Source organism: Paenibacillus sophorae (assembly GCF_018966525.1).
In the GTDB taxonomy this organism is placed as follows: Bacteria; Bacillota; Bacilli; order Paenibacillales; family Paenibacillaceae; genus Paenibacillus_AQ; species Paenibacillus_AQ sophorae.
In genome coordinates this window covers 605,194-631,580 of record NZ_CP076607.1, presented here as the reverse complement: position 1 = coordinate 631,580, position 26,387 = coordinate 605,194, and the positions used below count along the sequence as shown (strand labels likewise).

30 protein-coding genes and 1 pseudogene are annotated in these 26,387 nt (G+C 51.7%); 16 read left to right on the top strand and 15 right to left on the bottom strand.

Going from position 1 to position 26,387, the window contains the following annotated elements; genetic code table 11:
* Positions 1 to 4 precede the first annotated feature (4 nt).
* On the top strand, positions 5 to 811 hold the full coding sequence (locus KP014_RS03035) for an MBL fold metallo-hydrolase (RefSeq protein WP_036592605.1): 807 nt from the start codon (positions 5 to 7) through the stop codon (positions 809 to 811).
* Here KP014_RS03035 and KP014_RS03030 read toward each other — a convergent pair.
* Complete coding sequence (locus KP014_RS03030) at positions 780 to 986, bottom strand: hypothetical protein (protein WP_036592606.1); 207 nt, start codon at positions 984 to 986, stop codon at positions 780 to 782. The genes KP014_RS03035 and KP014_RS03030 overlap by 32 nt on opposite strands.
* Before the next feature lie 302 nt (positions 987 to 1,288).
* Between KP014_RS03030 and KP014_RS03025 the strand changes: the two genes are divergently transcribed.
* The 11 genes from KP014_RS03025 to KP014_RS02975 all read left to right on the top strand — a co-directional run bounded on the left by KP014_RS03025 (position 1,289) and on the right by KP014_RS02975 (position 11,834).
* On the top strand, positions 1,289 to 2,527 hold the full coding sequence (locus KP014_RS03025; RefSeq protein ID WP_036592607.1) for a S1C family serine protease: 1,239 nt from the start codon (positions 1,289 to 1,291) through the stop codon (positions 2,525 to 2,527).
* A gap of 291 nt (positions 2,528 to 2,818) precedes the next feature.
* Entirely contained in the window at positions 2,819 to 3,019 is a 201-nt protein-coding gene (locus KP014_RS03020; RefSeq protein ID WP_036592608.1) for a cold-shock protein, read from the top strand.
* Positions 3,020 to 3,179: 160 nt separating this feature from the next.
* A complete protein-coding gene (locus KP014_RS03015; protein WP_036592609.1) occupies positions 3,180 to 3,410 on the top strand; it encodes a cold-shock protein in 231 nt (76 codons plus the stop codon).
* A 211-nt stretch (positions 3,411 to 3,621) separates the two neighbouring features.
* Positions 3,622 to 5,025 (top strand): cytochrome ubiquinol oxidase subunit I, encoded by a 1,404-nt coding sequence (locus KP014_RS03010; RefSeq protein WP_090834534.1) that lies wholly within the window; start codon positions 3,622 to 3,624, stop codon positions 5,023 to 5,025.
* On the top strand, positions 5,012 to 6,031 hold the full coding sequence (gene cydB / locus KP014_RS03005) for a cytochrome d ubiquinol oxidase subunit II (protein WP_036605288.1): 1,020 nt from the start codon (positions 5,012 to 5,014) through the stop codon (positions 6,029 to 6,031). Before KP014_RS03010 ends, cydB begins: the two co-directional genes overlap by 14 nt.
* Complete coding sequence (gene cydD, locus KP014_RS03000; protein ID WP_090834533.1) at positions 6,031 to 7,923, top strand: thiol reductant ABC exporter subunit CydD; 1,893 nt, start codon at positions 6,031 to 6,033, stop codon at positions 7,921 to 7,923. The genes cydB and cydD overlap by 1 nt, the downstream gene beginning before the upstream one ends.
* Positions 7,920 to 9,830 carry a thiol reductant ABC exporter subunit CydC gene (cydC, locus tag KP014_RS02995; protein WP_036601411.1) on the top strand — a complete coding sequence of 637 codons (1,911 nt, stop codon included), beginning with the start codon at positions 7,920 to 7,922 and terminating at the stop codon, positions 9,828 to 9,830. Before cydD ends, cydC begins: the two co-directional genes overlap by 4 nt.
* Before the next feature lie 171 nt (positions 9,831 to 10,001).
* Positions 10,002 to 10,169 carry a CxxH/CxxC protein gene (locus KP014_RS02990; RefSeq protein WP_063619538.1) on the top strand — a complete coding sequence of 56 codons (168 nt, stop codon included), beginning with the start codon at positions 10,002 to 10,004 and terminating at the stop codon, positions 10,167 to 10,169.
* 93 nt (positions 10,170 to 10,262) lie between these two features.
* On the top strand, positions 10,263 to 10,628 hold the full coding sequence (locus tag KP014_RS02985) for a VOC family protein (protein WP_036601413.1): 366 nt from the start codon (positions 10,263 to 10,265) through the stop codon (positions 10,626 to 10,628).
* Positions 10,629 to 10,783: 155 nt separating this feature from the next.
* Positions 10,784 to 11,209, top strand: coding sequence for a pyridoxamine 5'-phosphate oxidase family protein (locus tag KP014_RS02980; RefSeq protein ID WP_036601415.1), 426 nt, complete (start codon positions 10,784 to 10,786; stop codon positions 11,207 to 11,209).
* A gap of 28 nt (positions 11,210 to 11,237) precedes the next feature.
* Entirely contained in the window at positions 11,238 to 11,834 is a 597-nt protein-coding gene (locus KP014_RS02975; protein ID WP_036601417.1) for a Crp/Fnr family transcriptional regulator, read from the top strand.
* Here KP014_RS02975 and KP014_RS02970 read toward each other — a convergent pair.
* A complete protein-coding gene (locus KP014_RS02970; protein ID WP_036601419.1) occupies positions 11,791 to 12,498 on the bottom strand; it encodes a DUF4386 domain-containing protein in 708 nt (235 codons plus the stop codon). The two genes, KP014_RS02975 and KP014_RS02970, sit on opposite strands and share 44 nt — an antisense overlap.
* A 154-nt stretch (positions 12,499 to 12,652) precedes the next feature.
* Between KP014_RS02970 and rlmH the strand changes: the two genes are divergently transcribed.
* Positions 12,653 to 13,132, top strand: a complete 480-nt coding sequence (gene rlmH, locus KP014_RS02965; protein WP_036601422.1) for a 23S rRNA (pseudouridine(1915)-N(3))-methyltransferase RlmH — start codon at positions 12,653 to 12,655, stop codon at positions 13,130 to 13,132.
* Between the two features lie 146 nt (positions 13,133 to 13,278).
* Here rlmH and KP014_RS02960 read toward each other — a convergent pair whose 3' ends face one another.
* Positions 13,279 to 13,740 (bottom strand): DUF4365 domain-containing protein, encoded by a 462-nt coding sequence (locus KP014_RS02960; protein WP_216700451.1) that lies wholly within the window; start codon positions 13,738 to 13,740, stop codon positions 13,279 to 13,281.
* 47 nt (positions 13,741 to 13,787) lie between these two features.
* Positions 13,788 to 14,438, bottom strand: a complete 651-nt coding sequence (locus KP014_RS02955) for a hypothetical protein (RefSeq protein WP_036601426.1) — start codon at positions 14,436 to 14,438, stop codon at positions 13,788 to 13,790.
* A gap of 147 nt (positions 14,439 to 14,585) precedes the next feature.
* Here KP014_RS02955 and KP014_RS02950 point away from each other — a divergent pair, with 147 nt between their 5' ends.
* Positions 14,586 to 14,852 (top strand): hypothetical protein, encoded by a 267-nt coding sequence (locus KP014_RS02950; RefSeq protein WP_036601428.1) that lies wholly within the window; start codon positions 14,586 to 14,588, stop codon positions 14,850 to 14,852.
* Here the strand turns inward: KP014_RS02950 and KP014_RS02945 are convergent.
* The 9 genes and pseudogenes from KP014_RS02945 to KP014_RS02910 all read right to left on the bottom strand — a co-directional run bounded on the left by KP014_RS02945 (position 14,845) and on the right by KP014_RS02910 (position 23,202).
* Positions 14,845 to 16,497 (bottom strand): recombinase family protein, encoded by a 1,653-nt coding sequence (locus KP014_RS02945; RefSeq protein WP_036601431.1) that lies wholly within the window; start codon positions 16,495 to 16,497, stop codon positions 14,845 to 14,847. The genes KP014_RS02950 and KP014_RS02945 overlap by 8 nt on opposite strands.
* Positions 16,481 to 17,011, bottom strand: a complete 531-nt coding sequence (locus tag KP014_RS28580; protein ID WP_246590633.1) for a hypothetical protein — start codon at positions 17,009 to 17,011, stop codon at positions 16,481 to 16,483. The genes KP014_RS02945 and KP014_RS28580 overlap by 17 nt, the downstream gene beginning before the upstream one ends.
* Positions 17,012 to 17,572, bottom strand: a pseudogene (locus tag KP014_RS29310) (recombinase family protein); the annotation flags it as partial. It lies immediately after the preceding gene.
* Positions 17,573 to 17,605: 33 nt separating this feature from the next.
* Positions 17,606 to 18,073, bottom strand: a complete 468-nt coding sequence (locus KP014_RS02935; RefSeq protein WP_036601438.1) for a recombinase family protein — start codon at positions 18,071 to 18,073, stop codon at positions 17,606 to 17,608.
* A gap of 37 nt (positions 18,074 to 18,110) precedes the next feature.
* On the bottom strand, positions 18,111 to 18,317 hold the full coding sequence (locus KP014_RS02930) for a hypothetical protein (RefSeq protein ID WP_036601440.1): 207 nt from the start codon (positions 18,315 to 18,317) through the stop codon (positions 18,111 to 18,113).
* Between the two features lie 125 nt (positions 18,318 to 18,442).
* Positions 18,443 to 18,901 (bottom strand): RadC family protein, encoded by a 459-nt coding sequence (gene radC, locus KP014_RS02925; RefSeq protein WP_036601448.1) that lies wholly within the window; start codon positions 18,899 to 18,901, stop codon positions 18,443 to 18,445.
* On the bottom strand, positions 18,898 to 19,272 hold the full coding sequence (locus KP014_RS02920) for a hypothetical protein (RefSeq protein ID WP_036601450.1): 375 nt from the start codon (positions 19,270 to 19,272) through the stop codon (positions 18,898 to 18,900). The genes radC and KP014_RS02920 overlap by 4 nt, the downstream gene beginning before the upstream one ends.
* A 307-nt stretch (positions 19,273 to 19,579) precedes the next feature.
* Positions 19,580 to 22,537 carry a bifunctional DNA primase/polymerase gene (locus tag KP014_RS02915; protein ID WP_246590726.1) on the bottom strand — a complete coding sequence of 986 codons (2,958 nt, stop codon included), beginning with the start codon at positions 22,535 to 22,537 and terminating at the stop codon, positions 19,580 to 19,582.
* Between the two features lie 140 nt (positions 22,538 to 22,677).
* A complete protein-coding gene (locus KP014_RS02910; protein WP_036601454.1) occupies positions 22,678 to 23,202 on the bottom strand; it encodes a hypothetical protein in 525 nt (174 codons plus the stop codon).
* Positions 23,203 to 23,484: 282 nt separating this feature from the next.
* On the opposite strand from KP014_RS02910, the gene KP014_RS02905 reads away from it, so the two are divergent.
* On the top strand, positions 23,485 to 23,964 hold the full coding sequence (locus KP014_RS02905) for an arginine repressor (RefSeq protein ID WP_036601456.1): 480 nt from the start codon (positions 23,485 to 23,487) through the stop codon (positions 23,962 to 23,964).
* Between the two features lie 132 nt (positions 23,965 to 24,096).
* On the opposite strand, the gene KP014_RS02900 is transcribed toward KP014_RS02905, so the two are convergent.
* Entirely contained in the window at positions 24,097 to 25,092 is a 996-nt protein-coding gene (locus KP014_RS02900; RefSeq protein ID WP_036601458.1) for a TcaA NTF2-like domain-containing protein, read from the bottom strand.
* Between the two features lie 85 nt (positions 25,093 to 25,177).
* The gene (locus KP014_RS02895) at positions 25,178 to 25,798 is read right to left on the bottom strand and encodes an EcsC family protein (protein WP_036601459.1); all 621 of its coding nucleotides are present in this window, start codon (positions 25,796 to 25,798) and stop codon (positions 25,178 to 25,180) included.
* Between the two features lie 217 nt (positions 25,799 to 26,015).
* Between KP014_RS02895 and KP014_RS02890 the strand changes: the two genes are divergently transcribed.
* The gene (locus KP014_RS02890) at positions 26,016 to 26,387 is read left to right on the top strand and encodes a helix-turn-helix domain-containing protein (RefSeq protein WP_036601460.1); all 372 of its coding nucleotides are present in this window, start codon (positions 26,016 to 26,018) and stop codon (positions 26,385 to 26,387) included.

Genomic DNA, 26,387 nt, shown 5'->3' with positions numbered 1-26,387 from the left:
AGATATGGGGATTTCATTTACGGTGCTGTCCAGCGGTTCAACCGGCAATGCCACGATTGTACGGGGCGGCGGGACGACACTGATGATCGACGCGGGTTTAAGCGCGCGGCGGATTGAGGAGCTGCTGGCGATGCGGGAGCTAAAGGGAGATGAGATTGAGGGGATACTCGTGACGCATGAGCATTCCGACCATATCAAGGGTCTCGGCGCGGTCGCCCGTAAATTCAATCTGCCGATCTACGCCAACAGCAGTACATGGAGCGCAATCGAGAAGGGCATCGGGAACATCAAGGACCATAACCGGCTCATTCTGGAGACCGGACAATCTAAAGATTTTGGAGATATGCGGGTGGAATCATTCGCCATTTCCCACGATGCCGCAGAGCCGGTCGGCTACAACTTCTATGAAGGCAAGGAGAAGCTCAGCGTGGCGACCGACCTCGGCTATGTCAGCGACAAGGTGAGAGCAGCCATCTCGGATGCCGACGTATTGGTGCTGGAGGCCAACCATGATATCGAAATGCTGCGGATGGGGCGGTATCCATGGAATACGAAACGGCGGATACTCGGCGATATGGGCCATCTGTCCAATGATGCGACGGGTGCGGCGCTCAGCGAGATTCTGACGGGACGCACCAAGCGGACCTATCTGGCTCATTTAAGCCGGGATCATAATATGATCGAGCTTGCGAGAATGTCCGTTCGCGGAGCGATGGAAGACAGAGGCTGCTTCTATAGAGACAGCGAGTTCCGGCTCTGCGACACCTACTACGACCGGCCTACGCCATGGGATACGGTGAGCGAATCATAAGATGGTCAAGCTCAGACATTTTCCGCTCAAGCTCCTGGCGTGTAATTAGTCCTTTGTCAATCAGCAATTCGACCGCTGCGGTTAGAGCGAGTGTCATATGATAATGTTCGTCTTTCAGATCGCCTAGCTTGCCTATGAACTGCGCCAAATCCATACTTGAAGTAAAAGAATCCATAGCCGTTCCTCCTGCCACTATTTGTCGTTTTTTTTATTTTCATGAAGACGGCGCCGCTATCGGCGCTATGGTACAATAGAAAGATAAAGGGGCCGGCTTGCACACTGCTTGTCAGTCAGCTTTTCTAGAATTATAGTCTGATAGGCGGCAAAGTATTCCGCTATTACGAGATTGAGCGCTTCAGGGTCAATAGCAGATGAAACATTTTGCCGCAGAATGCAGTCTATAATGTGAACGAGGGCGACTGCAGGAAGGCTGCTCATACGGTTAGGCGTGAGTTAAAGAGGGGAGAGGATGACAGATTGGGACTGTTTGACGATGATTTCTATTCAACCAAAGTATCCAGACGGAGAGAACGAAAAGTCTCGAAGCGCCCAATGCCCCGCCGCTGGTCGAAACCCTTCAGAGGACGAAGCTTGTCAACGATGCAAGTGTCCGCGATTTGCTCCCTGATCAGCGCAGTGGTCGCAGTTCTGCTGTTCAGTCTCGTTACAGGCCAGCTTTCCCATCCAAAGGGGGCGGCGCCTGCCTTCATTCAGAATGTCACGCCAAGCAGTGGCGATCCTTATGAACGGATTATCAAGGCAGCGGCTACCGTTCGTCCAGCGGTTGTCAGCATAATCAATCATAAAGAAGAGGAAACCAAAGATACCCCGGATGAGTCGGCGCTCGGATCGGGTGTGATTTATAGGAAGACCGGCGATAAGGCATTTATTATAACCAATAACCATGTCATCTCCGGAGCAGGCAAGCTTGAGGTTGTTACGGTGGACGGCGAGACCCGCAAAGCGGAGCTTGTCGGCGCGGATAAAGTCAGCGATATTGCCGTCCTCTCCATTGATGCCGGGGGGATTAACACCATCGCGCAGATGGGCGATTCTTCAAAGCTTCAGCTGGGGGAAACGGTGATTGCGATCGGCAACCCGCTCGGCCTTGGCGACACGCTCACCTCGGGAATTGTCAGTTATACGAACCGCAGCATCCCGGTATCTCTTAACCAGGACGGCGTCTATGATTGGGAGCAGGAGGTTATCCAGACCGATGCCGCCATTAACGAGGGCAACAGCGGCGGGGCGCTCGTGGACCTGAACGGCCGCGTGATTGGCATCAACACGATGAAAATATCCGACACCGGCGTGGAAGGCCTGGGGTTTGCCATTCCGGCTAATCATGTCATCAAGATCGCGGAGGAATTGTCTCAAAAAGGGAAGATCGCGCGCTCGTATCTTGGCGTATACTCCATCGATTTGAATAATCCGTATGTTCCGCTTGCCGAAGACCAACGCAAGGCGCTCAATCTCCCGAGCAGCGTCAAAGAAGGCGTTGTGGTTCTTGATGCCGTCGGTCCGGCCAAGGAAGCCGGACTCAAGCTGAACGATGTCATAACGAAATTTAACGGCCAGACTATCGACTCCACGCTGAGCTTGCGCAAATATTTGTACAACGAGACTAAGATCGGCGATCCGCTCGTCATCACTTTTTACCGTCATGGCGTAGAGCAGGAAGTTACCGTTACACTCAAAGAGAAACCGGGGGAATAATTCCGGCGGAAGCAGTATATACTAGTAAAACTTTACTGAGGAAAGGCTGGCTGAGCTTGGATTTGAAGAGTCAGCCTTTTACGGTAAAAACTGGAGCATTTCCGGGTGCATAACTTGCCTTTGCTGCCGCGATGTGTTATTATGATATTAATCATATTTTAATTTGAGGCCTGAATTTTCACATTGAAAAGGGTTGTCAAGTTGGAATACAGCCTTTTTCAATGTGTGAATTTTTTCTTTGTTCAAAGATAAAAATAACATGTTAATTTTATTTTTTGGAGGCATACACCAATGCAAACAGGTACAGTTAAATGGTTTAACGCAGAAAAAGGCTTTGGCTTCATCGAAGTTGAAGGCGGAAGCGACGTATTCGTACATTTCAGCGCAATCGTCGGCGACGGCTTCAAAACGTTGGACGAAGGCCAACGCGTTGAATTCAACGTTGTTCAAGGCAACCGTGGACCACAAGCCGAAAACGTTGTAAAACTGTAGAACCAACAAACCGTCCCGCCTAAGAATCGGGACGGTCTTTTTTTAAAAATGATGAGCATTTGCCAATGCTCAACTATAAGATATTGTAAGCTGTGAGCTTATAATCAGGCTGATCACCTTTTACCATACTTTGCATATAGAGAAATGGAGGGGAACGGCAATGAACTACCGGAAGAAACCACTGGAGGAAATACCGGAAGAGAATACCGCCGTATGGTCCTGCACGAACGATGATTGCAACGGATGGATGAGAGATAATTTTACGTTTGATGTTGCGCCGACCTGCCCTTTGTGCAGCGCACCGATGGAGCAGAGTATGAGGATGCTTCCCCAACTGCTTAACTCAAACAGCAACCCTAAAGCGTTGAAGAAGGGGATTTCCATTTCTTAAATGGCGGCAGCCTCAATATAGACAATAGAGAAGCAGTTAAGGCGGGAAACCGTCTTATTTTTTTTGCTTTTGTCAAAAATTTTGTGATTAATGTCACAAATTTATTGATTTTTACCGATAAAAATGATTATAGATGTGATTAACGTCACAATTCACCTCTTAAAATTTTGACAAAATAGAAAGCAACTAAACGGGAGAAGGAAGGGAGAACATGGACACAATTATGCTGTCGCGCATGCAGTTTGCGTCGACAACGATTTTTCACTTTTTCTTTGTGCCGGTAACGATTGGATTATCATTCATCATCGCGATTATGGAGACCATGTACGTCCGCAGCGGCAACGAAGAATACAAGCGAATGGCAAAATTCTGGGGCAAGCTCTTTCTCGTGAACTTTGCGATCGGGGTGGTTACCGGGATTTTGCAGGAATTCCAGTTCGGAATGAACTGGTCGGATTACTCGCGCTTTGTCGGAGACGTATTCGGGGCGCCGCTTGCGGTTGAAGCGCTGCTCGCATTTTTCCTGGAATCAACGTTTATCGGAATCTGGATTTTTGGCTGGGAGAAGGTTTCCAAGAAGGTCCATCTGCTGTCCATCTGGTTTGTGGCGATTGGGACCACGCTGTCCGCTTTCTGGATCCTGGCGGCGAACTCATTTATGCAGCACCCGGTCGGATATACCATCAACAACGGCCGTGCTGAGATGAATGATTTCTTTGCGCTGATCACTAACGGTCAGGTTCTGGTTGAGTTTCCGCATACCGTATTGGGCGCTTTTGCAACCGGAGCTTTTCTGATTATCGGCATCAGCGCAATCAAGCTGCTGAGAAAGCAAGATGTTTCGTTCTTTCAAAAGTCTTTCAAAATCGCGGCAATCGTCGGCATTATCAGTTCGATTGGGGTTGCCTTTGCGGGTCACTGGCAGGCGCAGTATTTGGTTAAGACCCAGCCGATGAAGATGGCCGCCTCTGAGGGCCTATGGGGCAAGAGCGGCGATCCGGCGCCTTGGACGGTGGTTGCCAATATTGATCCTGTGAACAAGACAAGCACTCATGAACTGAAGATTCCGTATGCGCTCAGCTTCCTCTCCTACAGCAAGTTCTCCGGTGAGGTCAAAGGGATGAACGAGCTGCAGGCCGAGTATGAACAAAAGTACGGTCCGGGAAATTACATACCGCCTGTACGCACGACCTTCTGGAGCTTCCGGATTATGATCGTGGCAGGCATGGCCATGATTTTCATTACCCTATGGGCTGTGTATCTGATGTGGCGCAAGAAGTTCGATCAGCCGAACACCGGGTTTATGCGCATCTGCTTGTCGGGACTTCTGCTGCCGCCGATTGCCAATACGGCCGGTTGGCTCATGACGGAATTCGGGCGCCAGCCGTGGACGGTATTCGGTCTGATGACAACGGAAAGAAGTATTTCGCCCAACATTACGGCGGGCCAGGTATTGTTCTCGCTAATCACGTTCAACGGTATATATGCGGCTCTCTTTATCGTGCTGATCTATCTGTTCGTCAAGGTTATTAAAAAAGGACCGTACACTATCGAAGAAGACTCGCATTCGACGGACCCTTATAACAAGAAGGAGGGACACCATGCTCTCACTTAATGAACTTTGGTTTGTGCTGATTGCGGTTCTCTTCGTCGGATTCTTCTTCCTGGAAGGCTTCGACTTCGGTGTGGGGATGCAGTCTCAACTGCTCCCGAAGGACGAACGTCAGCGCCGGGTAATGATTAACTCCATCGGTCCTTTCTGGGATGCGAACGAGGTATGGCTCATTACCGGGGCAGGGGCGATGTTCGCCGCGTTCCCCGAATGGTACGCGACGCTGTTCAGCGGATTTTATGTGCCGTTTGTCTTCGCTCTGTTCGGTCTGATTCTCCGGGGTGTGGCCTTTGAATACAGAGGCAAAGCACAATCCGGCGGCTGGAGAAAGACCTGGGATCTGTCCATTCTGATCGGCAGCTTCCTTCCGCCTTTCCTGCTTGCCATAGTCTTTGCGAGCTTTATCAAAGGTCTGCCGATTGACGGCGACATGCAGATGCACGCAGCCTTTTTCGGCGACATTGTCAATGTCTATACGGTGCTGGCCGGCCTTGCGGTTGTCCTGATGTGCAATATTCACGGCCTGCTGTTCACGGCGCTGCGCACCTTCGGCGAGCTGCAGGAACGGGCTCGCAAACGGGCACGGACTCTGCTGCTGCCAACAGGCGTGCTGCTGCTGGCTTTTGTCATTATGACTTACTTCCAGACGGATATCTTCGACGTGCGCGGTGCGCTGCTGTGGGCTATTGTGGTGCTGGGTCTGGTCGCTTTCTTGCTGGCGGGTTATTTCAGTAAGAAGAAGCGTGACGGCTGGGCATTCGGCATGACCGGCGCGGTGCTGGGCCTCTCGGTAATCTCCGTATTCGTCGGCCTGTTCCCCCGGGTTATGGTCAGCTCGCTTGGGGAAGCTTACAACTTAACTATTACGAACGCCGCATCCGGTCATTATTCGCTTAAAGTGATGACGATCGTGGCGCTGACCATGCTGCCGTTCGTGCTGGGCTATCAGATCTGGAGCTATTTTATCTTCCACAAACGGCTTAGCGATAAGGAGACTCTCGAATATTAATGGATAGAAATTTGCTTGGGTATAAAGGAGTGAGGCCGGCCTTTCTGGCGGTAGGCTTCCTTACCCTGGTGCAAAGCTTGTCCATCCTGCTGCTAGCCGCATCGCTGGCAGAAGTTATCTCCGCGCTGTTCGCGGGGAAGCCGCTGAAGGAACAATGGGGCACTGCGCTGTTGTTCCTTCTTGCGTTTCTGGCGCGGCATGCCTGCGGACTGCTGATGAGCAGTATCTCGTACCGGTTCGCCGAGAAGACGGGCAGCGCCATGCGGCGTGAGATGATGGACAGGCTGTTCCGGCTGGGGCCGAGAATGGCCGGGGATCAAGGAACGGGAACCTTGGTGACGCTCGTACTGGAGGGAGTGACGAAGTTCCGCACCTACTTGGAGCTGATTATTCCGCGCATGGTCGGCATGGCGGTAACGCCAGTGCTGCTGCTCGTTTATGTGTACACACAGGACAGTATGAGCGGGATTATTCTAACCGTGACGATGCCGATTATTATCGTATTCATGATTCTGATCGGCATGACAGCCCGTAAGCAGATGGACCGGCAGCTGGAATCGTACCGGACGCTGTCCAATCACTTTGTGGACTCGCTGCGGGGGCTTGAGACGCTGAAATTTCTCGGGCGAAGCAAGGACCACAGCCAGGCCATCGCGGAGGTCAGCGACCGCTACCGGTCGGCAACGATGCGCACGCTGCGTGTGGCGTTCCTGTCATCGTTCGCGCTTGATTTCTTCACCATGCTGTCCGTTGCTTCCGTGGCCGTCAGTCTCGGCGTGCGGCTGGTGAACGGCGATATGACGCTGGTTACGGGACTGACGATTCTAATCCTGGCGCCGGAATATTTCCTGCCGGTGCGGCTGGTCGGCGCCGACTTTCACGCCACGCTTGACGGCAAGGAAGCGGGTGAAGCGATGAAGGGCATTATTGACCGTGAACCTGTAAAGGCGGTAGCGCTAGAGCGTGGGGCATCAGCTTTGACGGATGCTCCGGCAGGAGATGAGGGGCTGCCGGAAGATCGCTCCGGGGCAGAGGACACGGAGTATGCTTCGGCGGGCAGACCGGGTGGGAATCCCTCCGTCGGCGGGAGGTCTGCGGCAGTCTCCGGTCAAAGCGCTTCTGTCTTGCTGGAGTCGGCATTTGCCTGGAATGGCAGCAGTATGCTGTCTCTCCAGGGGATCGGGGTACGGCATGAAGAAGGCGGCCCTTCCTCGCTGGAGGAGATTAGTTTGCAGTTCACCGGCACCGGCAAAATCGGCATCATCGGCGAAAGCGGCGCCGGAAAATCGACGCTGATTGATGTGCTGGCCGGGTTTTTGCACCCGGGCGTGGGGAGCATAACGATTAACGGCTGCGAGGTGAGCGCGCTGACCGACGACGCCTGGCGGCGCCAGACGTCATATATTCCGCAGCGGCCGTACATTTTCAGCGGAACGCTGGCGGATAATGTCCGGTTCTACTACCCGGAGGCTCCGCTTGCTGCTATTTCCAGAGCTGTCGCCGCTGCCGGACTGTCGCCGCTTGCCGCCTCGCTGCCTGATGGACTGGATGAAAGGATTGGCGGCGGAGGACGTTCCTTAAGCGGCGGACAAGAGCAGCGGGTCGCGCTGGCGCGGGCGCTGCTGAGCAGCCGTCCGATCATGCTGCTGGACGAACCGACGGCGCATCTGGATATCGAGACGGAATATGAGCTGAAGGAAACGATGCTGCCGCTGTTTGAGGACAAGCTTGTCTTTCTGGCTACGCATCGTCTGCACTGGATGGCGGACATGGACCGCATTATTGTTATGAAGCAGGGCAGGGTTGCCGAAGTGGGCACCCATCAGGAGCTTCTTGAACGCAAAGGAACCTATTACGAGCTTGTAGAAGCGCAACTGGAGGGGATTCATTGAAACGGGAAGGCTGGTTTGCTCCATATGTGTCGTCCTATTTCTGGCGTTTCCTGCTGATTGTCATGCTGGGCGCGCTGACCGTATTCTCGGCTTCATCCCTGATGTATACGTCCGGCTTCCTGATTTCCAAGGCATCCATCCCGCCGGAGAACATCCTCATGATCTATGTCCCGATTGTCGGCGTCCGCGCGTTCGGCACAAGCCGGGCGGTCATCCACTATGTGGAGCGGCTGGTCGGGCATGATACGATTCTGCGGATTTTGTCCCAGATGCGTCAGCGGCTGTACTCCATCCTGGAACCGCAGGCATTATTCCTGTCCTCGCGCTTCCGCACGGGCGATATCCTCGGGATGCTGGCTGACGACATTGAGTATTTGCAAAATGTATACCTGCGTACCGTATTCCCCGCCGTCATTTCCCTGATCATCTACGCGGCGGCGGTTATCGCCATCGGCACCTTCGATGTGCGGTTCGCGCTGCTGATCGGCCTGTACATCCTGGTGCTGGTCGCCGTGCTGCCGCTTATTTCGCTGCTGCTGACGCAAAAACGTCAGCGCGAGATCAAGCAAGAGCGCAACCGGCTGTACCAGAAGCTGACCGATGCCGTGCTCGGCATGAGCGACTGGATGATCAGCGGGCGGCAGGGCCAGTTCGTCGAAACGTATGAGGCGGATGAGCGGGCGGTCGCCCGTACGGATGCCGCGCTGCGGCGGTGGGCGAGGCTGCGCATGTTCCTGGGCCAGTCGGTAGTTGGCCTTGGCGTCTTGTCCATGATCTGGTGGGCCGGGGGCCAATTCGCGCAGGGCGCTATTCCCGGCACGCTGATCGCCGCCTTTGCCCTTGTGGTCTTCCCGGTTGCCGACGCTTTCCTGCCGGTATCCGAGGCCATTGAGAAAATCCCGCAGTACCGCAATTCGCTGGAGCGGCTTGCGGGTGTGGAGGAAAGGCAGTCGGAGTTAGCGGAGGGCGGCGAAAAGGCGGGTAACACGTCATATGAGGGAGACTCAGAGCTGTCTAAGGCTGGTGGCGCAGACGGCGGCCAACCGGGCAGTGCTAATTTGGAGCAGTCAGGTGCTGACCGTGCAGCTGGGAGCGACTCCGGCCGCGCTGGTTCAGACCTGTCTGCAGCCGGTGGCAAAGAAGGTCATTCGGCGCATATTTCGCTGCGCAATGCAGGTTATAGCTACGGCGAAGCCGGAGAATGGTCGGTTCGCGATTTGACGCTGGACATTCCCCAAGGCAAGAAAATCGCCATCATCGGCCGCAGTGGTGCAGGCAAATCGACGCTGCTGAAGATGATTCAGGGAGCGCTTACTCCAACCGCAGGGTCAGTCACGATTAATGGACGTGCCGCCGCTTCTTACGGAGACCGGATTCCATCCATTATCTCTGTGCTGAACCAGCGTCCGCATCTGTTCGACACGACCGTTGCCAATAACATCCGTCTCGGCGCCCCGGAGGCTTCCGAGGAGCAAGTCGCGCAGGCGGGCGCTTTGGCGAAGCTTGGCGACCTGATCGCCTCGCTGCCCGCAGGTTACGACACGCGGGTACGCGAAGCAGGTCAGCGCTTCTCCGGCGGGGAACGTCAGCGGATCGCCCTGGCGCGCATTCTGCTGCAAAATACGCCTGTCGTTCTGCTCGACGAGCCTACCGTCGGCCTCGATCCGCGTACTGAGCGGGAGCTGCTGTCGACGATTTTTGCCGCAATGGAGGGCAAGACGCTGATCTGGGTCACGCATCACCTGGTCGGCGCGGAGCGGATGGACGAAGTGATTTTTATGGAGAACGGCAGAGTCGAAATGCGCGGCACCCACGCCGAGCTGATGGCTTCCGAGCCTCGGTACCGCAGATTGTATGAGCTCGATCGGCCGGGGTATACGGCGCAGCGCGCCTCTTCGGCCAATTAAGCCAAACGCAGCATTTTGGCACAGCAAGGCCATTCATAGACCCGTAAAGGCAAGCTGCGTCAGGCGGCCGTTTTTGCGGGTTTATTGGTTCCTTTTTCGCCGGAATTGTGGTAGAACAGTAAGAGGAGTATTACGCCTTAAGAGGCAAAGGGAAAGGAATGCTTGCAGGAAATGTATGTAGTATGCAAAGAACATCTGGAGCTGGCCATCGACATGTTCGTTGACGAATATGAGGATGCGCCCGACATCGTGGATCTGAAAGATACGGAATTCTCGGACTGGGACCCGCCGGCGAAGTGCGCGGAATGCGAGAAGAACGCGGAGTTTCTGGTGGTGTAAATAGAAATGGGAGAGAAAAAGACGGCTTCCCGCCGTCTTTTTCCGTTGATAGCACATTAGCGGATGGGACAATCAACAGAGGGGGATACACGCATGAATTTGAGCATGAATTGGATTACACTCCGGGTGCGCGATTTGGAGGCGTCCCTGAACTTCTATCACGGGATTCTCAAACTCCCGATTCAGCGCAGATTCGAGAGCAGAGGCAGGCAGATCGCCATGCTGGGGACGGATGGGCAGCCGAAAATTGAGCTAATTCAGGGGAGCGAATCGGTACTGAAGCCGGAATCCGGCGTGTCTATTGGTTTTGAGGTGGAGTCCCTGGATGAGGCAATGGAATACCTAAAGAGCGAGGGCATCCCGACTGTCCGCGGGCCGGTCGCACCCAATCCCCCCCTGCGGTTCTTTTATATCCTGGACCCGGACGGCTTTGAAGTGCAGCTAGCGGAGCATAGCTAGTCTCAAGACCACCACTTTTATATGAGGACATACGATATTATCAAAGGAATGGTATTCTCCCGCCTACGTAAAGGTGAGTAATGTACAACTAAGCCCGATTCCCTTAAAATGGAAGACGGAGCAAGTCATTCTTATCCGCCGGGAGGAAAAATGCAATGGAAATGGACCAGACGATCGAGGCTTTAATCGACCAGGCCGAGGTTTCTTTTATCGGTTCCGTGGATGACGAGGGGTTTCCGAACATGAAAGCAATGCTGCCGCCGCGCCGCAGGGAAGGACAGGGAGTCTTTTATTTCACGACCAATACCTCCTCCATGCGGGTCCGGCAGTATCGGAACTATCCGCAGGCCTGTGTGTACTTCTGCAATCCGCGTACGTTTAAGGGCGTTATGCTGAGAGGGACGATGGAGGTGCTGGAGGATCAGGACTCCAAGGACCTGATTTGGCGTGAGGGCGATACGGACTATTATCCGCTCGGCGTGACCGACCCGGACTACTGCGTGCTGAAATTTACGGCGGAGAATGGGCGGTACTACAGCCATTTTCATTCGGACAATTTTGAAGTGCCCATGATGCGGTAACCCTGAACAGAAGGAGGAACGCTAGAGGATGAAGCATCTTTTACTGAAATATATGGCCCGGCTGACCTCCTTGAGCGAAGAAGAGCAGCGCGCCATACTGGATGAAATTCTTATCGAAGAATACAAGAAGGGAACCGTTCTGCTCAGGCAGGGGGAAGTTCCCGACAAATGCTATTTCGTCCTGAAGGGATGCGTCCGGCAGCATGCGGTTGATGTGATGGGGCGGGACATAACCTCGAACTTCTACACGGAGGAGCAGGCGATCGCCATCTTCAACGTACATAAGCCAGATAAATCGTCGGATTACGCCCTGACCTGTCTGGAGGACTCTGTATTGGTCGTCGCCCGGCTGGACACCGAGAGGGAGATGTACGCCAAATACACGCAGTTGGAGTCCATGATGCGCCGGATGATTGAGGAGAGCTTCGGTCAGGTTCAGGAGGAGTTCGCCGCCTTTATCGCCTCTTCTCCCGAGGAGTGTTACAAGACCCTGCTTCTTCGAAGACCCGGACTCATCGACCGAGTTCCCCAGCATCAGCTGGCAAGCTATCTCGGCATGACGCCGGAGTCGCTGAGCCGGATCAAGAAGCGGCTCCACCGCGAACGCTCGGAGACGGAGCTCTGAACAGCAGCCAGATCCCGAAGCCCAGTTCCCCGGCGGTCATCGGCAGCATAAACACCCATTCCAGCCCCTTTACAAGACCCTCGGCTTCAGGCCAAAGCGTGCGGCACACATGGATGACGATATAACCCGCCCCGGCCAACAGCAGCAGTACGCTGATGATCTTCGGTATATTCCCTGCTCGGAGAGCCAGAACCCCCACAATCAGAAGATGCCCGCCAAAAATTATCAAACCAACCGACCATACCGCTTTAAAAGCTCCCAGAAACAGCATCGTCTCCGTCTCCAGCTGACCGGCCGTGAAGCCCGGAAATGCCCCGTTTCCGCTGCCTGTAATCAGGGAAACCACAACAAGGCTCGAGACGGCCACAGCCAAGACCGCCGTATATGAGAGGCGCAGCCATGCGCCCAGTAGGGACAGGCCCGGTTGCACCGGCTTCAGCACCTTATATAATCCCCATGCAGCCACGATGTCACAGACCATAATCAGGGTCCAACCCAGGATCTCAGCCCTGAACAGCAGGGGAGCGGCGCTCAAGCTGCCAAATGTAGCGGCCGGGTCTCCCTCCGTGACCAGACCTCCATGTACATATCCGTACGAGAATGCGGCGGCAGCCGCCATTAAAATGAGTGAAATCCCGGCCGCCCGGGCCGCTGGAGTCGACATTCGAATAACCCTCCTCATAAGAATTCTTCATGGTTACATTGTACAAAGGAGGAAACGGGACTTCCTTGACTTAAGTTAAGGAAAGATCCGTGTTTGTGTATTCACTGGTCCTTGTTTATCATTAGAGGACGAAGAAAGGGGAGTTCGGATCTTTATGTTCATTCAGCTCATTGCGGTCGGAAAATTGAAAGAGAAATACCTGGTACAGGGCATCCAGGAATATGCCAAGCGGCTTACGCCCTACCTCAAATTCCAGATGATTGAGGTAGCGGATGAAAAAGCGCCCGATACCTTAAGCGAAGCCGAGGTATCGGGCGTGAAGGCGCGAGAGGGCGAGCGCATCCTCGCGCATGTGAAGGAGGGCGCGCATGTCATCGCGCTCGCCATCGACGGCAAGCTCTGGAGCTCGGAGGAGCTTGCCGGGGAGCTCGACAGACTCGGCACCTACGGGACGAGCCATGTCGTGTTCGTCATCGGAGGCAGCCACGGGCTCTCCGATGCGGTCCTGAGCCGCGCGCAGCAGCGGCTCAGCTTCGGGCGCATGACGCTGCCCCACCAGCTCATGCGCCTGGTGCTGGTGGAGCAGATTTATCGGGCGGTGAAGATCAATCGAGGTGAACCGTACCACAAGTAGGGCGAAATTTTTCGCATTAACCGCTTGCTGAGTGTAGAAAGTTGCCCACGAGAGCAGTGGAGGGGTTAGCCTACCTCGGGTAAATATCTCGCGCAGACGGGGCTGTGCACGGGAATTTGGCGGCAGGCGTTGAATGATGGGGAGAATTACAGAAAGCTCAGGATGGAGTTTTCAAAATCAAAGAATTGAAGAGTGCTGTAGTTTTTAACGGATATGTTGATTCCATATTCAGGCTTGCTTGTTTGGCCGGGTTTGTTGTAATCCCGGTCAACAAAAACCGCATTAGGAACTGCCCATGTCTTCGCAGGAATTAAAAAGAAGTCCGGCATCATGTTGTTTTTAAAGATAAGTAGAGCCATATACAAATTGGGATTATTGATATTAAACTTGCTCTTTTGTGCAAGAACGTAACCGGTTCCCCTCAATGATTTGACTTGGATTTCCAAGAAGCTTCCTGCTTTGTTCTTCACGATGAAGTCGATTCCCCGATCATCAACTTCCGATGTAAACACCTCAAGTCCATAAGAGGCAAACTCCATCTTGGCAAAATACTCAGCGTATCGTCCAAGTTGCAGCGAATTGAGAACCGTCCAGTTTTTATTCGGCATTTAAGATTCCCTCCTGCTTGGGTCACAAGACAAGCGTTTGCCAGAAGCTACTCTATTTTTACAATTCCGGTTTCATCGACCCAGTAGATTTGGAACGGCATAGCGTCCTTAAGCCACTTCATTCGCGGTGTCAAATTCTTAAAGGTGCTGAATCCGTCTGGAAGAGCAATACCTAATGCTACATTGGGATTTTCTCCGTGATACAAGATCAGGTCAAAGATAGCCCCGGAAAACCAATGACGAGCTTGGGTGTGTTGACTTTTCTCTGGATATCCTTTAACGCTAATCCACAACTCTTTGCCTTCAATGCTTTGCGCTACTATATCCTTTCCTGAAGTTCTGGCTTCTGTGTCAGCAACGCTGCAAATCGAGTAACCATTGAGAATGAGATGATTAACAACTTTGCTTTGAACACAGCCTTCCCAATACCATGGTCTGATAGCAGCTTCCAGTGGTGATTTTTGGACCTCGACATTTGTTGTTGTGTTTGCTGACTGGTCAGGTAAACGATTGGTCGTTTTTGTTTTATGACAATGGTCGCATTTACCATGATGGCGGTGTATTTCAGAATTACTGAACAGTGAACGGCAGATTTTGTAGACCGTTTGTCTTGGAATTACATTTGCAGAGATGGACAAGCAGTCATCACATAACTCTGCATTGAGTAGTGAAACCAACACTTTTTGTATATTTGACATATATAATCCTCCAGATTGCTTTGACTGTTATAATTGTATCACAGTCATTTGTAATAATTGTCCAAATATTTCAATTTCACAATTTGGAGGTGTATCATTATAATTACTTTTGATAGAGCTAAGGCGTCTGTAGGGATATCAAACTTTGTGGAATATTATGAGGATTATCTTTATTATTACCAGCATCAATCTACAGAGAACAAGAAACGTTTGGCGCAAAAATTACTTGAATCAAACCCAAGAGCAGTTTCGATTACGGGTCAAAACACAAGGATTGTTTACACTGTAGCGATCTTTTCTAATGAATGGGACAAGGAAATGTTAAAAGCAGTTATTGAATCCAACCATCCAAGTGTAACAAGTGAAATTAAAGATAAGGCAAAACAGCTATTAAACAAACTTGTCGTCAAATAATTATAGACAACGTCTGATTATACTCGGGGCTCTCCCTAATAACAGAGAAAGCCCCTTCTGCCATTTGCTCGGCGGAAGGGGCTACGCTTAAAAAATGTTTTTCGGTCTCCGAATCGAAGCAGAGTTCCACGTTCTTGACCCTCCGCTTGTCGTCCAGGTTGATCTTCTTGACGATCAGGTGCATGAGCGTCTTGCGTTGCTCGAATGGGGACTTGCGGAGTAGATCGTCGAGCCGCTCTATAAGGGAACGCACAAGCTCAAAGGGCACCGGTTCTGCCCCATCGCCCTGTAGTTCTAGCTCCAGTCTTGACTTTTGGGTTAGTTCATTGTCTAATTCGCTATTGATGTCCTTCAGCCGCTCGGAGAAGAGATCACGGTCGATTTGATCTAGCTCATACAGCCCAAGATATTTCCGCCTTTTCCCCTCTAAAATGGCTATGCGGGCGTTGACTCCTGAAAGTTCGTCCCGAAGCGGCTTGATGCGTCCGGACTTCCGTTCGTTCACGCTCTTTACAATGGCCTTTAGTATTTGAGGCTGGTCAAGCACGTTCTGAATTCGGTCCATTACGGCTTTCTCTGCCTCGATTTTGCGGATACTGTTGGCATGGCAGACAGAGCTTCCTTTGCTACGGAAATTGCCGCACGAGTAGTACATCCTGGTGACCTTGGTACCGTCCTTATTCGTGTTCACTGTGCGACTAGCGGTCATCGCCGCCCCGCATTCGGGGCAGCGTATTATTCCGGTCAGCAGGTACTCTCCCTCGAAGCGCTTCTTCGGCATGAAGCTTTTTTTCTTTCGAAGAAGCTGCACTTTGTCCCAAAGATTCCGGTTGATGATTGGTGGGTGCTGACCATCCACTAAAATCGGATGGTCATTTTTTCCACGCCGCCGTTTCTCTCCCCAATTCTCGTACTGGTTGTAGCGGATTTTGCCTACAAACATCGGGTTATCTAGCAGGTCTCGCACTGCGCAGGTGGAGAAGGGGTTCTTGGTACCAGTAAGATAACCCTCTCGATTAAGCTGATTGGCAATAGCTTTGAGTCCTTGCCCGGATGCATACAATTCAAATATTTTTCGTATCAGCAAGGCTTCTTCTTCGACAATGACCAGCTTTGTTTCTCGGCCTCGTCCGTTGGCGGAACCTTCAATACGGTATCCGATAGGCACTTTGCCGTTGTGTTTGCCTGTCTTGGCGCGTTGTCGATGCCCCATCTTGACGTTATCGACAATGGTATTCCTCTCCAATTCGCCGACAGCGCCCATCATTTGGAGACCAAAGCGCCCCATTGGAGTTTGGGTCTCAAAGTTTTCAGAGAAGGAGCGGAAGGTTACGTTATTTTTTTCTAAAATATCTACAATTTGCAGAAGATCAATGCTTTTCCGCGCCATTCTATTGAATTTCCAGACGGTGACCTCATCTATCAAGCCTGCCTTCACATCTTGAATCAAGCGCTGAAGCTCATACCGTCCCTCAATGCTTTTTCCGCTGATGCCGCGATCGACATATTCTCCGACAATTTGTTTTTTGTATAAGGTACAGTAATTTCGCAGGGTTTCGAGCTGGGCATCAATTGAGTACCCATGCTCGGCTTGCTCATCTGTCGATACCCGCGCATAGATTGCAACCCTATTTATTTTTTCCATGTTGGCGGTTCACCTCTTTTTCGATTAGTATGGGAGGAATGTTGAGATGTAGCAGCCCGATATCTCCGTGAATGACAGCATGTTCCATGTCCCGGTCTGGGGGAACGGTAATACTCTTAATGAGACTGCGGTATAGCGCCTTTTTCTTGTCGGGAGCAGCCTTACTCAAAATGACCGCAATATCTTCAACGGCACGCTTCACGTGCTCCGGTGGATAGGTTTGCACGGAAAAGCCGGATATTGTTTGCTCCAATTTCTCCCGTTCCAGTTGGAGTTTTTCTGTTTCCCCTCGAATTTCTTCCAGCTTTTGTTTCAGGGAAGTCCCGTCGATATGTCCATCCTCAAAAAGTTCGTAACAGCGGAGGCTGCGGCTTCTTAGAGAGGACTCTGCGGCGGCAACTCGTTTAAGTTGTTCCTGAAAAGGAGCCGTGTTGCTTTCGTTCCTCCGGTTAACCTCGGTCAATAGTCTGTCTGCGATAGCTGGGCTATCCAAAAACAAGGCTAAACGGCTCATAATCCGATGTTCAGCCTCTTCCGCTGGGACATGGTGGGGACGGCAAGAGGATGGACCGTGGGAAGCGTAGTTGCCACATATATAATAGTAGGAAACCTTCATCTTTCCGCTTTTGCGTGTCCTGCGGACATGGATGGGAACCATACCCTTTCCGCAGGAGGGGCACTTGAGCAGACCGGCAAGTGGAAAAAGCCGTGAATGCAATTTTGTTACGGGCCGAGAATGCTTAGCCAACTGCTCCTGGACCTGATTCCACAGCCTCATATCAATGATAGGCTCATGCGTACCCTGGACGAATTTTTTGGTCCGGGGGCTGGACTTGTTTTCGTAGGTACTATAAGTGACTTGGCCTATATAGTTGCGGTTGGTTAGAATCCCCCGTACTGTAGCGGAGCTGAATGCCTTGCCGCGCTTCGAAGCATAACCTTCACAGTTAAGTCGGTTTGCGATGGCCCTGTATCCTTGTCCTCCCGCATAGGATTGAAAAATGAAGTTAACAAGGTTGGCTTCCTCCGGTATGATTTCGGTGTAAGAGAGTGCCGGATTGTCTGTATGAGGCAACCAACGGTAGCCTAGTACCTGGTTGCCTGCATTTCAATTCCCTTGTCGACTACGCTCCTGCATTCCGATCCGTACATTTTGAACAATCTGTTCCCTTTCCAGTTCAGCTACTGCGCCCATCATTTGTAGTGCAAAGCGTCCGATTGGCGTAGCCGGTTCAAACCCTTCTTTTAGACTGTAGAGTCCAACCTTATGTTTATCGAGGGCCTCCAGCACCGATAGCAGATCGTTCATATTGCGGGATAGGCGGTTGAGGTGAGTGCACATTACTTGGTTAAAGCATCCGTTACCAGCATCATTCAGCATTTCTTGCATGGCTGGTCTACCCGTAATGGACTTGCCTGAGCGTCCAGCATCTACGTAAACTTTGAACGGGGTAGCACCGATCAAGCGGCAATGTTTCAGAAGTGCTTCCTGTTGGGCTTCAAGGCTGAATCCTTCCTTAGCCTGCATCTCGGTGGACACGCGGATATATAATGCGGCATTGATCTTGGTTTTCATGAAAAATCACCTCTTATGAGTTTTTTGAAGCAGTATCTTAGGACACCAGCTGGAAATCAGCAGTGCCGAGAAGATCGGCGGTCATTTCCCAAGCCAGTCTTTCTTCTTCTTCCCATTCCATAAGTTGCAGTACGGCGGCTCTCACCAGTGGTGGGGCTTGTTTTCTCAGGTAACGGACAATCATATCAGCCAGAATGTCTATCGCAAGGCTCAAGTCAGTTTCGTTTGTTGCTCGAATATCCATAGATAGCCCTCCTTCACTTTTTCTTTTTTCTGTACTCTATGATTTCAAAAACAACTAAGGCGGTAGCGTTGATTAGTGCCAAGATAGCTTTTCTCATACGGAAGATCTCCCATGTGTGGTTCGCATCACATCAGCCCCCGTTCCTTCATGCTGACGAAATTACCGTCCCCAAGGATGATGTGGTCGAGCAGCTCGATGCCTAGCAACGTTCCGCTGTCACGCAGGCGCTCAGTAATCTCAATATCCTCCGAGCTGGGAACCGGATTGCCAGAGGGATGATTATGGAAGCACATTAGGGATGCAGCATTGGAAATCATACAAATTTTGTAGACCTCCCGTGGGTGAACAAGGGAAGCATTTAGTGTCCCGATGGAAACGGTTTGAAACGCGGTAGGCTGATTTTTGGTGTCCAGCGTCATTACGCAGAATACTTCCCTATCACAGTCACCGATGAGTTGCCGGAACAACTCGGCAGCATCCTCCGGCTTACGAATGACCCTTTGAGGGTAAAGTAAGGACGTTTTTTCCCGGACCATTCGCAGAGTGACAAACTCAATCCGCTTGGCGGCATTCTCCTTGCTCATTGGGGAAATCCTCCGCTTGTGATTTCTCCCAGCCAAGTCAATGTATCATCGTCTAAAGTGGAAGCTGGTATCACGTATTGTGCGAGCCAGTCGTTGTCCAGCAGAACACCGGCTCTGAAGGCAGGAACATCAGGAGTTCCAATGTTTTCCACGAACTCCATACCCAGTGAACTCGTCCGCAAAAGGGAGCGGATGTCATCTCCCGGTTCACACAAAATGAGCGGATGGGACAGCAAATGCTCCAGCTCCTCTCCTGGCTCAGCCTCAGCTTGTAGTCCCTCCAAAAGCTCAGAGATGAAGCGGTGAAGCGTCTGAGGAAACACATCTCGGCTTAGCTCAGCTAGGTCCTCCTGCGATTGAATAATAATCATGATCTTGCCCCTTTCAGTTATTATTGTGGAATCAAGATCATGATATGTGGTCCAAAAGTACGTCAATGCAGTTTAAAGATGGGTCCGGACGGGCTTGGGAAGTACACCTACCCCTACTTTCCCCTTTCCCCCTGCGGCCCCACCCGGAAAATGGGGCACCAAAACCGACAGCAACAAAAGGACATCTTTAGAAAAAAGTCAGGGGGGTGGGGGGTTTTTCTTTGAATGTTGTTGACTTTGTTGCCCTACTGCCCTCCCCCTGGCCCGCAGGCCCGGGGGGAGGTTCCCCTTTTTTGGGGAGTGAGGTTCAGGTTTCAAAAAGATCGCCTCTTGGTTGGGGCCGTTTCACAGCTGCTTCCCGGCTTCTCTCTCTTTCCTCCGTCTCGGTGTCACCCTCTACAATCGCGTCTCGCTTGATCCAAATCGTTTGGATTCGGCTTCCGTCCAAGACCTTCCGCCGCACGCGTTTAATTTTTTCCCTGCCGTTCTCGTTGCTGACTTCCGGTTCTAGAAGGCCGTCGATTTGGAGCTGCCGCCAGAGGTCGGTCTTTTTGAGCGGGATTTGCTCCTGCTGCTTGGACAAGAAGGCGCTGACCTCGTTGTACAGCACGTCCGGCAGGAAGAAGAAGCGCTTTTTGTCGTGCCAGCCAACGTGTGTTCCCCTGGGGGTCAGGTCTTCGTGCTGCTTACGCTCGGCTGCGTTCGCAGGGAGAGTGTAGAGTGATCCGTTATGCAGCAGTGCACCGACAATGGACAAGAAGTTCTCACCCGGTCGGCTGTCCAAAACCTGCTCGCTCTGCTGTTCGGACAGGGAGAGAAGGGTGGACCATCCCTCCTTCAGGTGGTCTTGCCGCTCCGTATCCATCAGAGCCCCCTCGGCAACGGCGAACTCCAGCAGGGTGTCCCAGCCCAGGAACAGCCAGGCGGCATTTTCCGCCAGTCTGCCGTGACTCTGCCCGGGCAGGGCCAGGTCGCGCCGTTCGTGGAACGTACGGCGAAGTCCATCCACAAAGCCGGGTTCCGACATCCGTTCCCCCACCCAGGCAACGTACCCGGCCATTGTGTGTGCCAGCAGGCTGCTTTGCCGCTGGGCGATGGTCAGCTTCGCCAAGTCGATGTCCCTCGGACGAAGTTCCACACCCTGAACCCTGGCGTTGCTGGAATGTCCGTCAATCTGCTGTTCCCCGGTGACAAGTGCAATCCCCTTGGCGGCGTAGTCGGTCCTCAGTGATGAATCGGCTTTCATCCGGCCCCGGCCAACCCGGTCGCCGTAGCTTCGGATCAGGAACTGCGCAATCTGCTCCATCTTTCTGGCCTCTGCCGAACTGGCGCTGGGGTGGAAGTCGTCGATCCACAGCAGGGAGTCCTTGCAGTCGAAGGCCCGTTTCTCCAGCGAGTTGGCCGTGTCCTTGAAACTGGCCGGAGGGCTTTTGGGCGTAAATGGGCCAAAGTGGCTCAGGAACAGTGCCGAGAGCGTGGACTTGCGAGTGCCGGTCACGCCGTACAGCCAAAGTAGAAAGGCAGGTTCAATGCCTCCCTGCCGGAGCGCTTCGCAAAGTGGGCTCAGAAAGACTGCCGCAAGGAGCGGCATCGTGACTTCGGGCTTGGCGACATTCAGAAGATTCAGGCTAGCTTGAATCGGTCCACGAAGGGAACGGTCCGGCTCAGGCAGTACGTACTTCTCCAAGCGCTTGTCCAGCCGAACTTCCACGTTCTCCTTTCCCACACAGCCCCCGCCGTGCAGGTACCGCCAACCCTCGGGGAACTGCCGAAATCCGAGGTGGGCGTAAACGCTCTTTGTCTCGGCTTCTTTGCTGAGAAGCTGGGTGAGGTGACGCATCTTTTGTTTGGCTGCAAGACCCGGCTCTAAGTTTGCCCTCATTCCCCAGTCGAAGATCCAGTTCATGGCCTCGAAAGCATCCTGTCTGACTTCGAGGGTGCGTAGGGGCTTGCCGGTGTCCAAGGAGAGCCCTTCAATCTTGAAAAAGTGCTGCTTTTCCGCACCGTCGTCCAGCAGAACGACGGACGAGGCGAAGGCAACAAAGTTGGCGATGGGGCGAAAAGACTCTTCGCCGTTCTTGTCGAATGTCACGTCCCCGACCTTGCCGCCCTTGATCCTGTAGGGGGTTCCCGCCAGCTTGCTTTCAATGACTTCAAGCGGTTTGGGTTCCGCCCTGCGCAGAAGCTCCGCCGGTGAATTGAAAACCAGCCCGTCTTTTAAACGGACGGAACCGAAGCAGGCCTTCACCTGAGCCTCCGAACAGCCGAAGGCGGCGCAGCGGGGAGGACCGAAGGACTTAGCCTCCGCGTCCGTCGCTATCTTCGCCAGTCTGGCTTCACTGCGTGCACTGTGCTTGTTGGAAGCTTCTGAGAAGACTTGAGCCTCATCCGGTGCTCCGGCACGTGAGAGCAGGGAAGCGGTCGTGAACCACTCATCCTCGCTGCACCCGTAATCACTTTGGGCATCGACGATCCCCTGGAGTTTGCGACAACCCTTGGTCAGTGACTGGAGGGTTGGTGTTCGGTCCAGAAAAGGAACCTCCGCGATTGTTGTTTGTGAAGAAGCAGTGGAGGGGCCACGTAAAGAGTGGTTCTTGACAAGTGCAGGCCGAGGGTGCAGTTCCTCTGAAACGTCTTCGTAGACGGTCCCCTGTGAGGAAATTGAGGCGTCTTCCTCCACGTCATCGTCAAAAAAGTGGTCTGTGATGTAAGCCGGATTCATGAGCCTTGCCATCCAATCCGGTGCCGGGGCCAGCGGCAAATCATCCGGGCTTCCGCCTTCCGCCCACGCGTAGCGTCCGCCGTTCGGGTGGACAGAACCGGGAATGACGGTGTACTGTCCATCACCCAACAGCTCCAGCGCCTCGTGGTGGTCGGTGCTTGAAGAGAAATTCTTCTTCTTGCAGGGACAATTGGGAGGGGCTTGGTAGAGGTATCGTTCGCCTCCACCCGGCGTAGGGTATCTCCAAGTGGGCGGCAGGTCGCCGCAAGACAGTTCCTCCAGTTTGGCTCTCCCGAAATCGCCGTCCACGTCGATGGCGACAATCCTTGAGGCAGTGCCAAGTACCAGTCCGGCATTGGAGTTTGGGCGTTTGTTGAACCAAGTTTCGATCTGTTCTAAATTATTAGTAGCTCGGTTCTTCCAGTCCGAAATCAACGGGGCTTTGCCCGGGCGGTTGCACGTCCTTCGGTGCTGTTCACTGGCATCAGAGTGATCGTGAGAGCATACTGGTAGAATGAGAAACCCACTCTGGGCCAGCCCCATGGCTTCATCTTTGACGCTCAGTGTAAAGTTTTGGTTTGGTATTTGATCGCCGTGGTGGTTTTCTATTTTCAAAGCGCAATTCCTCCAGTCGGTTGTAATGAAGAGACGGTCCACCTGTGAGGGCGAACCGTCCTGCGTCTTTATTCGTACTGATCTTCGTCGCCCGATTCGTCCGTGTAAGTATCTTCGGAATCGGTATCAAACTCGTCGGGAATCAGCTCCGTCTGGACGAGATTGGTGAAGGACCTGCCGTTCTTGGTGTTGATCTTGATGGTTAGGAGCAGTTCGCGTCCGACCAGGCCGTTGACGTCGAGTGCTTCTTTCGGTTTTGGCAGAAGGTCAGTCACCTCGAGCAACTGGCGGAAGGAAGAGCCTTCCTTCCAATCCGGTTGAAGCAGAAAGGATTCAACCAAAGATTCGCCCTCAGTGTTGAAAAACTCAGCCTCCAGCCGCAGGCGTTCGGTCCCGCTGGCGTTGATGACGGAGGCGGCAGCGATCAAGGCTTTGTACTTATTGTCGATCAGGGTGTCGAATCCTGGGCGGCGGAGTAGCAGCGGTACTTCATCAGGGCGGGTGAGTGCAGAGCGAACAAGCTCTGTTTTCTGGTAATGATCGTTAGTTCCTTCTTGCGGTTTGCTGATCGGACGTTTTTTAGTTGGAGGCATAGATATCATTCCTTTCAAAAGGTCTAGCATTAATATAATTCATCTGGTAATGAATTTAAATAGAATAATAACTTAATTATTCAATTATAAACTTGATTTATTCATTATTTATATTATAATATTCATTAATGGATGATGTTTTGAACTTAATTTTCTTCTTTTTGGTATCATCTGAACCTTTTGTCGTGGACTTCGCGCGATGAAAGCTATTCAGGCTTTTTGCCGTGAGTTTCGGGCTGTTTTTCAATTTTTCAATATTAAATTTGTATAGGGGGAATGGGCATGTCGGAGTATAAGCTGAAGCGAGATCCACAGGAAGCAGAGAAAATCAAGGCGGCTATTGTAGAAATCCTGGAAGAGAACTCAAAGCGTTCCCAGTTCGAAATTAAGGAGGAATTGTTTAATAAGCTTGGTTTTGAAGTCTCTCAACCTTCTGTTCACCGCTATCTGACGGGTGAGCTCAGCATGGTCAAAGACAAGGAGAAGGGGTGGATCAAGGCTGAGAAGGAAAAAAAAGAACAGCATCGGGAAACGTTGAGTGTTTTGCTGAAAGACTTTGTCGTGGAACGCATCGCTCCTGTACAGTTGGTTGTGCTTAAGCTGGAACCGGGTTATGCAGGACTTATTAATTTGCATTTGACGGAGGGATATTCGGATACTGTTGCTGGGTCCGTGGTAATGGGGGACGGGCTGTTGGTCGCTGTCAAAGATAATGAGGACGGAGAAACTCTACTGGAAAAGCTGGGCTTTATCGTAGAGTGAATTATCTTTAATGATGTGACGGAAAAAAACACAGCATCGCCCGAATTGGAGCGATGCTGTTTGCGTATTACATTTTAGAACAAGCGTAAAAAGTAAATAAACATCCTACCAAGACACGCTTTTTTCAGGTACTTATTCTGCTTTGGCAATTGTACTAAACTGGAACACACCTTGATCAACCTGAAGGGCGTTGTATGTCCATACGTTATCAGCCGTTTTCTCTGTGCCGTCTGCCGAAATGATCTTGATCTGCTCTTTTACCTTCATCGTGAGCGTGCCGCTCTCTTCGTCAAAAGCCGCCGATTGTATCTCGTAATCGACCAGTTCCTCACGGGTGCCTTTCTCGCTGAGCGTTTGGACAAGCTTTTGCTGCTGAGAGTATAGTTCGCTGTCGTACAGCAAATGGATCTCCACGAGCGAGAAGTCTCCTGTGTTGATGGCCTCAATCAAGGAGTTTAGATATCCCAGGTAGTTGTCCTCAAAAATGAAGTCGTCAGACTTGGCGTTGCTGCCTTCGATGATCGGGGTGTTCTCCGCAGATGAAGGTTCTTCCGCCGGAGTAATAGTAGCAGTTGCCTCCGCAGGGGAGGACGAGCTGTCGTCAAATGAAGTGATTCGGTAAACAGCATTTTGTCCCACATTGAAAATGAGTTCGCTCACTTGCACAGGTTGGACGACGAAACCTACGCGAAGTGTGCGCTGTCCGCCCGGCAAAACTGTTGATGTTTGGATATCGCCGGACTCCACAGTTTCCGCAGTTGGATCGCTCTCCAACAGTTCCTTGTTGACCGTAAGCAGGTTGAATGCCCGACCAGAGACTTCCAGCGGATTGTCAGTGCCATTTTGCAGAGTGAGGTCAAATACCAAGAATTCATGATCGAACACATCCTTGGTCGTTTCCGCGCTGTTGATTTGGATGAGAAGCCCCTTGTACTCCGTTTTCCACAGATGACCTGCTGGAGGTTCTGCAGATGTCGTACTTGTGGTGGTTGTGGGGACCTGAGTTTGCGTTACAACATCGGGACTTGTGGTTGGCGATGGAGCCAGGTCAGCGTTGTTCTTTGAGGCGCAGCCCGACATAAGCAGAGTGGCTGCCAAGATAACAAAAGTAATGAAGATTCGTTTCATGTAATATCTCCTTGTATGTTTTTTGATGTGAAGATAGCTGTTGAGCCAAGCACTTCATAGAGGGTATGAACTGTGCCTTCTAATATCATTCATTAAATAATCTACGGGCAGTGTTGCCAACTACATTGGTAGAGACACCATCAAATACGGCACCAGTGACCCCTCCAACCAGCGGGATCATCTTGGAAAGGTTGATGACTCCTTTAGTTCCGAACTTGGTAAGCAGACGGAATCCGACTTTCTTATTGATATTTATAAGTACCTTGCCAGATAAGCCTCTGAGCGCGCTCTCCGCTGCCTTTTTACCTACCACAATGCCGACATCCTTCAAAACGTCCTTGATCCCATTGCCGCACAGGCAAAGGTAAGCCATGGTGCGAACTTGGTCCTCTTTCACATCCCGTCCAGACATGATGGCGATAGCGGCGATCATTCGAAGCTGAATGTAAATAACTGATGCCAGATTCGCCGGGATTGCGGCAGGGAGGGTGACAAGCCCACCAAGACCCGTCAGAAATCCGCTGGTTGCGCTCTTTGTGTTCTGCCACCGGATCAGTGAACTGATTTGGTCGTTTAATTCACCTTTCTTCTGCAAAAACTCCTCCGCCAGCTCGTAGGCATCACTTGTACCAGGTATGCCTCCCATCACCGCCTTTTCGTATGCCCAGTCTAACGCTTGGTTAACAGCCTGCTGTGTAATTCTCATTTTCAAATGCCACCTTCACTTATAAGCGTATAATTTAAGAAAACATGAGGTTTGGTAAAAGGGATCTGAAGACCATTCCCCACATTTATAGGACAAAATTACCAAAGTCATTTAAATTATAATAACCTATAAGTTATTGTGCAATGAATATTCGACCAAATAGATAACTACACGTCACCTTCTAACTTTACTAGTCTCAAATAGAGAGGTGGCAAAGTTGAAAAATACTGATATTCAAGTACTGGTAGGAGCAAAATTAAGATATTTAAGAAAAATAAAAGGATTATCGCAAAAGGAGGCTGCTGAGAGGGTAGGTGTGACAGACGTTTACTGGGGAGCAGTTGAGCGTGGATCACGTAACTTATCAATTCAGTCTTTAGGCAAGCTTGCGTCGGCTCTTGAAGTAACAGTATGGGAGCTATTTCGTTTTGAAGAGCTTGAAATTGACACGGAGATTCATGAAAAAAGACAGGTTGCTCAAATTGCACATTCTCTATTGTTGACACGAAGCCTTGGAGAGAGCAAAATGGCATTGGATGTTCTAAGAAGGATTTTTGAAACACTTGACAATGAAAAGAAAATAAAATGA

Excerpts from the sequence above, each read along its gene's own strand:
- KP014_RS03035 (WP_036592605.1), top strand. The coding sequence starts at position 5 with ATGGGGATTTCATTTACGGTGCTGTCCAGCGGTTCAACCGGCAATGCC.
- KP014_RS03030 (WP_036592606.1), bottom strand. The coding sequence starts at position 986 with ATGGATTCTTTTACTTCAAGTATGGATTTGGCGCAGTTCATAGGCAAG.
- KP014_RS03020 (WP_036592608.1), top strand. The coding sequence starts at position 2,819 with ATGCAAACAGGTACAGTTAAATGGTTTAACGCAGAAAAAGGCTTTGGC.
- KP014_RS03015 (WP_036592609.1), top strand. The coding sequence starts at position 3,180 with ATGAACTACCGGAAGAAACCACTGGAGGAAATACCGGAAGAGAATACC.
- KP014_RS03010 (WP_090834534.1), top strand. The coding sequence starts at position 3,622 with ATGGACACAATTATGCTGTCGCGCATGCAGTTTGCGTCGACAACGATT.
- cydB (WP_036605288.1), top strand. The coding sequence starts at position 5,012 with ATGCTCTCACTTAATGAACTTTGGTTTGTGCTGATTGCGGTTCTCTTC.
- cydD (WP_090834533.1), top strand. The coding sequence starts at position 6,031 with ATGGATAGAAATTTGCTTGGGTATAAAGGAGTGAGGCCGGCCTTTCTG.
- KP014_RS02990 (WP_063619538.1), top strand. The coding sequence starts at position 10,002 with ATGTATGTAGTATGCAAAGAACATCTGGAGCTGGCCATCGACATGTTC.
- KP014_RS02985 (WP_036601413.1), top strand. The coding sequence starts at position 10,263 with ATGAATTTGAGCATGAATTGGATTACACTCCGGGTGCGCGATTTGGAG.
- KP014_RS02980 (WP_036601415.1), top strand. The coding sequence starts at position 10,784 with ATGGAAATGGACCAGACGATCGAGGCTTTAATCGACCAGGCCGAGGTT.
- KP014_RS02975 (WP_036601417.1), top strand. The coding sequence starts at position 11,238 with ATGAAGCATCTTTTACTGAAATATATGGCCCGGCTGACCTCCTTGAGC.
- KP014_RS02970 (WP_036601419.1), bottom strand. The coding sequence starts at position 12,498 with ATGTCGACTCCAGCGGCCCGGGCGGCCGGGATTTCACTCATTTTAATG.
- rlmH (WP_036601422.1), top strand. The coding sequence starts at position 12,653 with ATGTTCATTCAGCTCATTGCGGTCGGAAAATTGAAAGAGAAATACCTG.
- KP014_RS02960 (WP_216700451.1), bottom strand. The coding sequence starts at position 13,740 with ATGCCGAATAAAAACTGGACGGTTCTCAATTCGCTGCAACTTGGACGA.
- KP014_RS02955 (WP_036601426.1), bottom strand. The coding sequence starts at position 14,438 with ATGTCAAATATACAAAAAGTGTTGGTTTCACTACTCAATGCAGAGTTA.
- KP014_RS02945 (WP_036601431.1), bottom strand. The coding sequence starts at position 16,497 with ATGGAAAAAATAAATAGGGTTGCAATCTATGCGCGGGTATCGACAGAT.
- KP014_RS28580 (WP_246590633.1), bottom strand. The coding sequence starts at position 17,011 with ATGAGCCGTTTAGCCTTGTTTTTGGATAGCCCAGCTATCGCAGACAGA.
- KP014_RS02935 (WP_036601438.1), bottom strand. The coding sequence starts at position 18,073 with ATGAAAACCAAGATCAATGCCGCATTATATATCCGCGTGTCCACCGAG.
- KP014_RS02930 (WP_036601440.1), bottom strand. The coding sequence starts at position 18,317 with ATGGATATTCGAGCAACAAACGAAACTGACTTGAGCCTTGCGATAGAC.
- radC (WP_036601448.1), bottom strand. The coding sequence starts at position 18,901 with ATGAGCAAGGAGAATGCCGCCAAGCGGATTGAGTTTGTCACTCTGCGA.
- KP014_RS02920 (WP_036601450.1), bottom strand. The coding sequence starts at position 19,272 with ATGATTATTATTCAATCGCAGGAGGACCTAGCTGAGCTAAGCCGAGAT.
- KP014_RS02915 (WP_246590726.1), bottom strand. The coding sequence starts at position 22,537 with ATGGGGCTGGCCCAGAGTGGGTTTCTCATTCTACCAGTATGCTCTCAC.
- KP014_RS02910 (WP_036601454.1), bottom strand. The coding sequence starts at position 23,202 with ATGCCTCCAACTAAAAAACGTCCGATCAGCAAACCGCAAGAAGGAACT.
- KP014_RS02905 (WP_036601456.1), top strand. The coding sequence starts at position 23,485 with ATGTCGGAGTATAAGCTGAAGCGAGATCCACAGGAAGCAGAGAAAATC.
- KP014_RS02900 (WP_036601458.1), bottom strand. The coding sequence starts at position 25,092 with ATGAAACGAATCTTCATTACTTTTGTTATCTTGGCAGCCACTCTGCTT.
- KP014_RS02895 (WP_036601459.1), bottom strand. The coding sequence starts at position 25,798 with ATGAGAATTACACAGCAGGCTGTTAACCAAGCGTTAGACTGGGCATAC.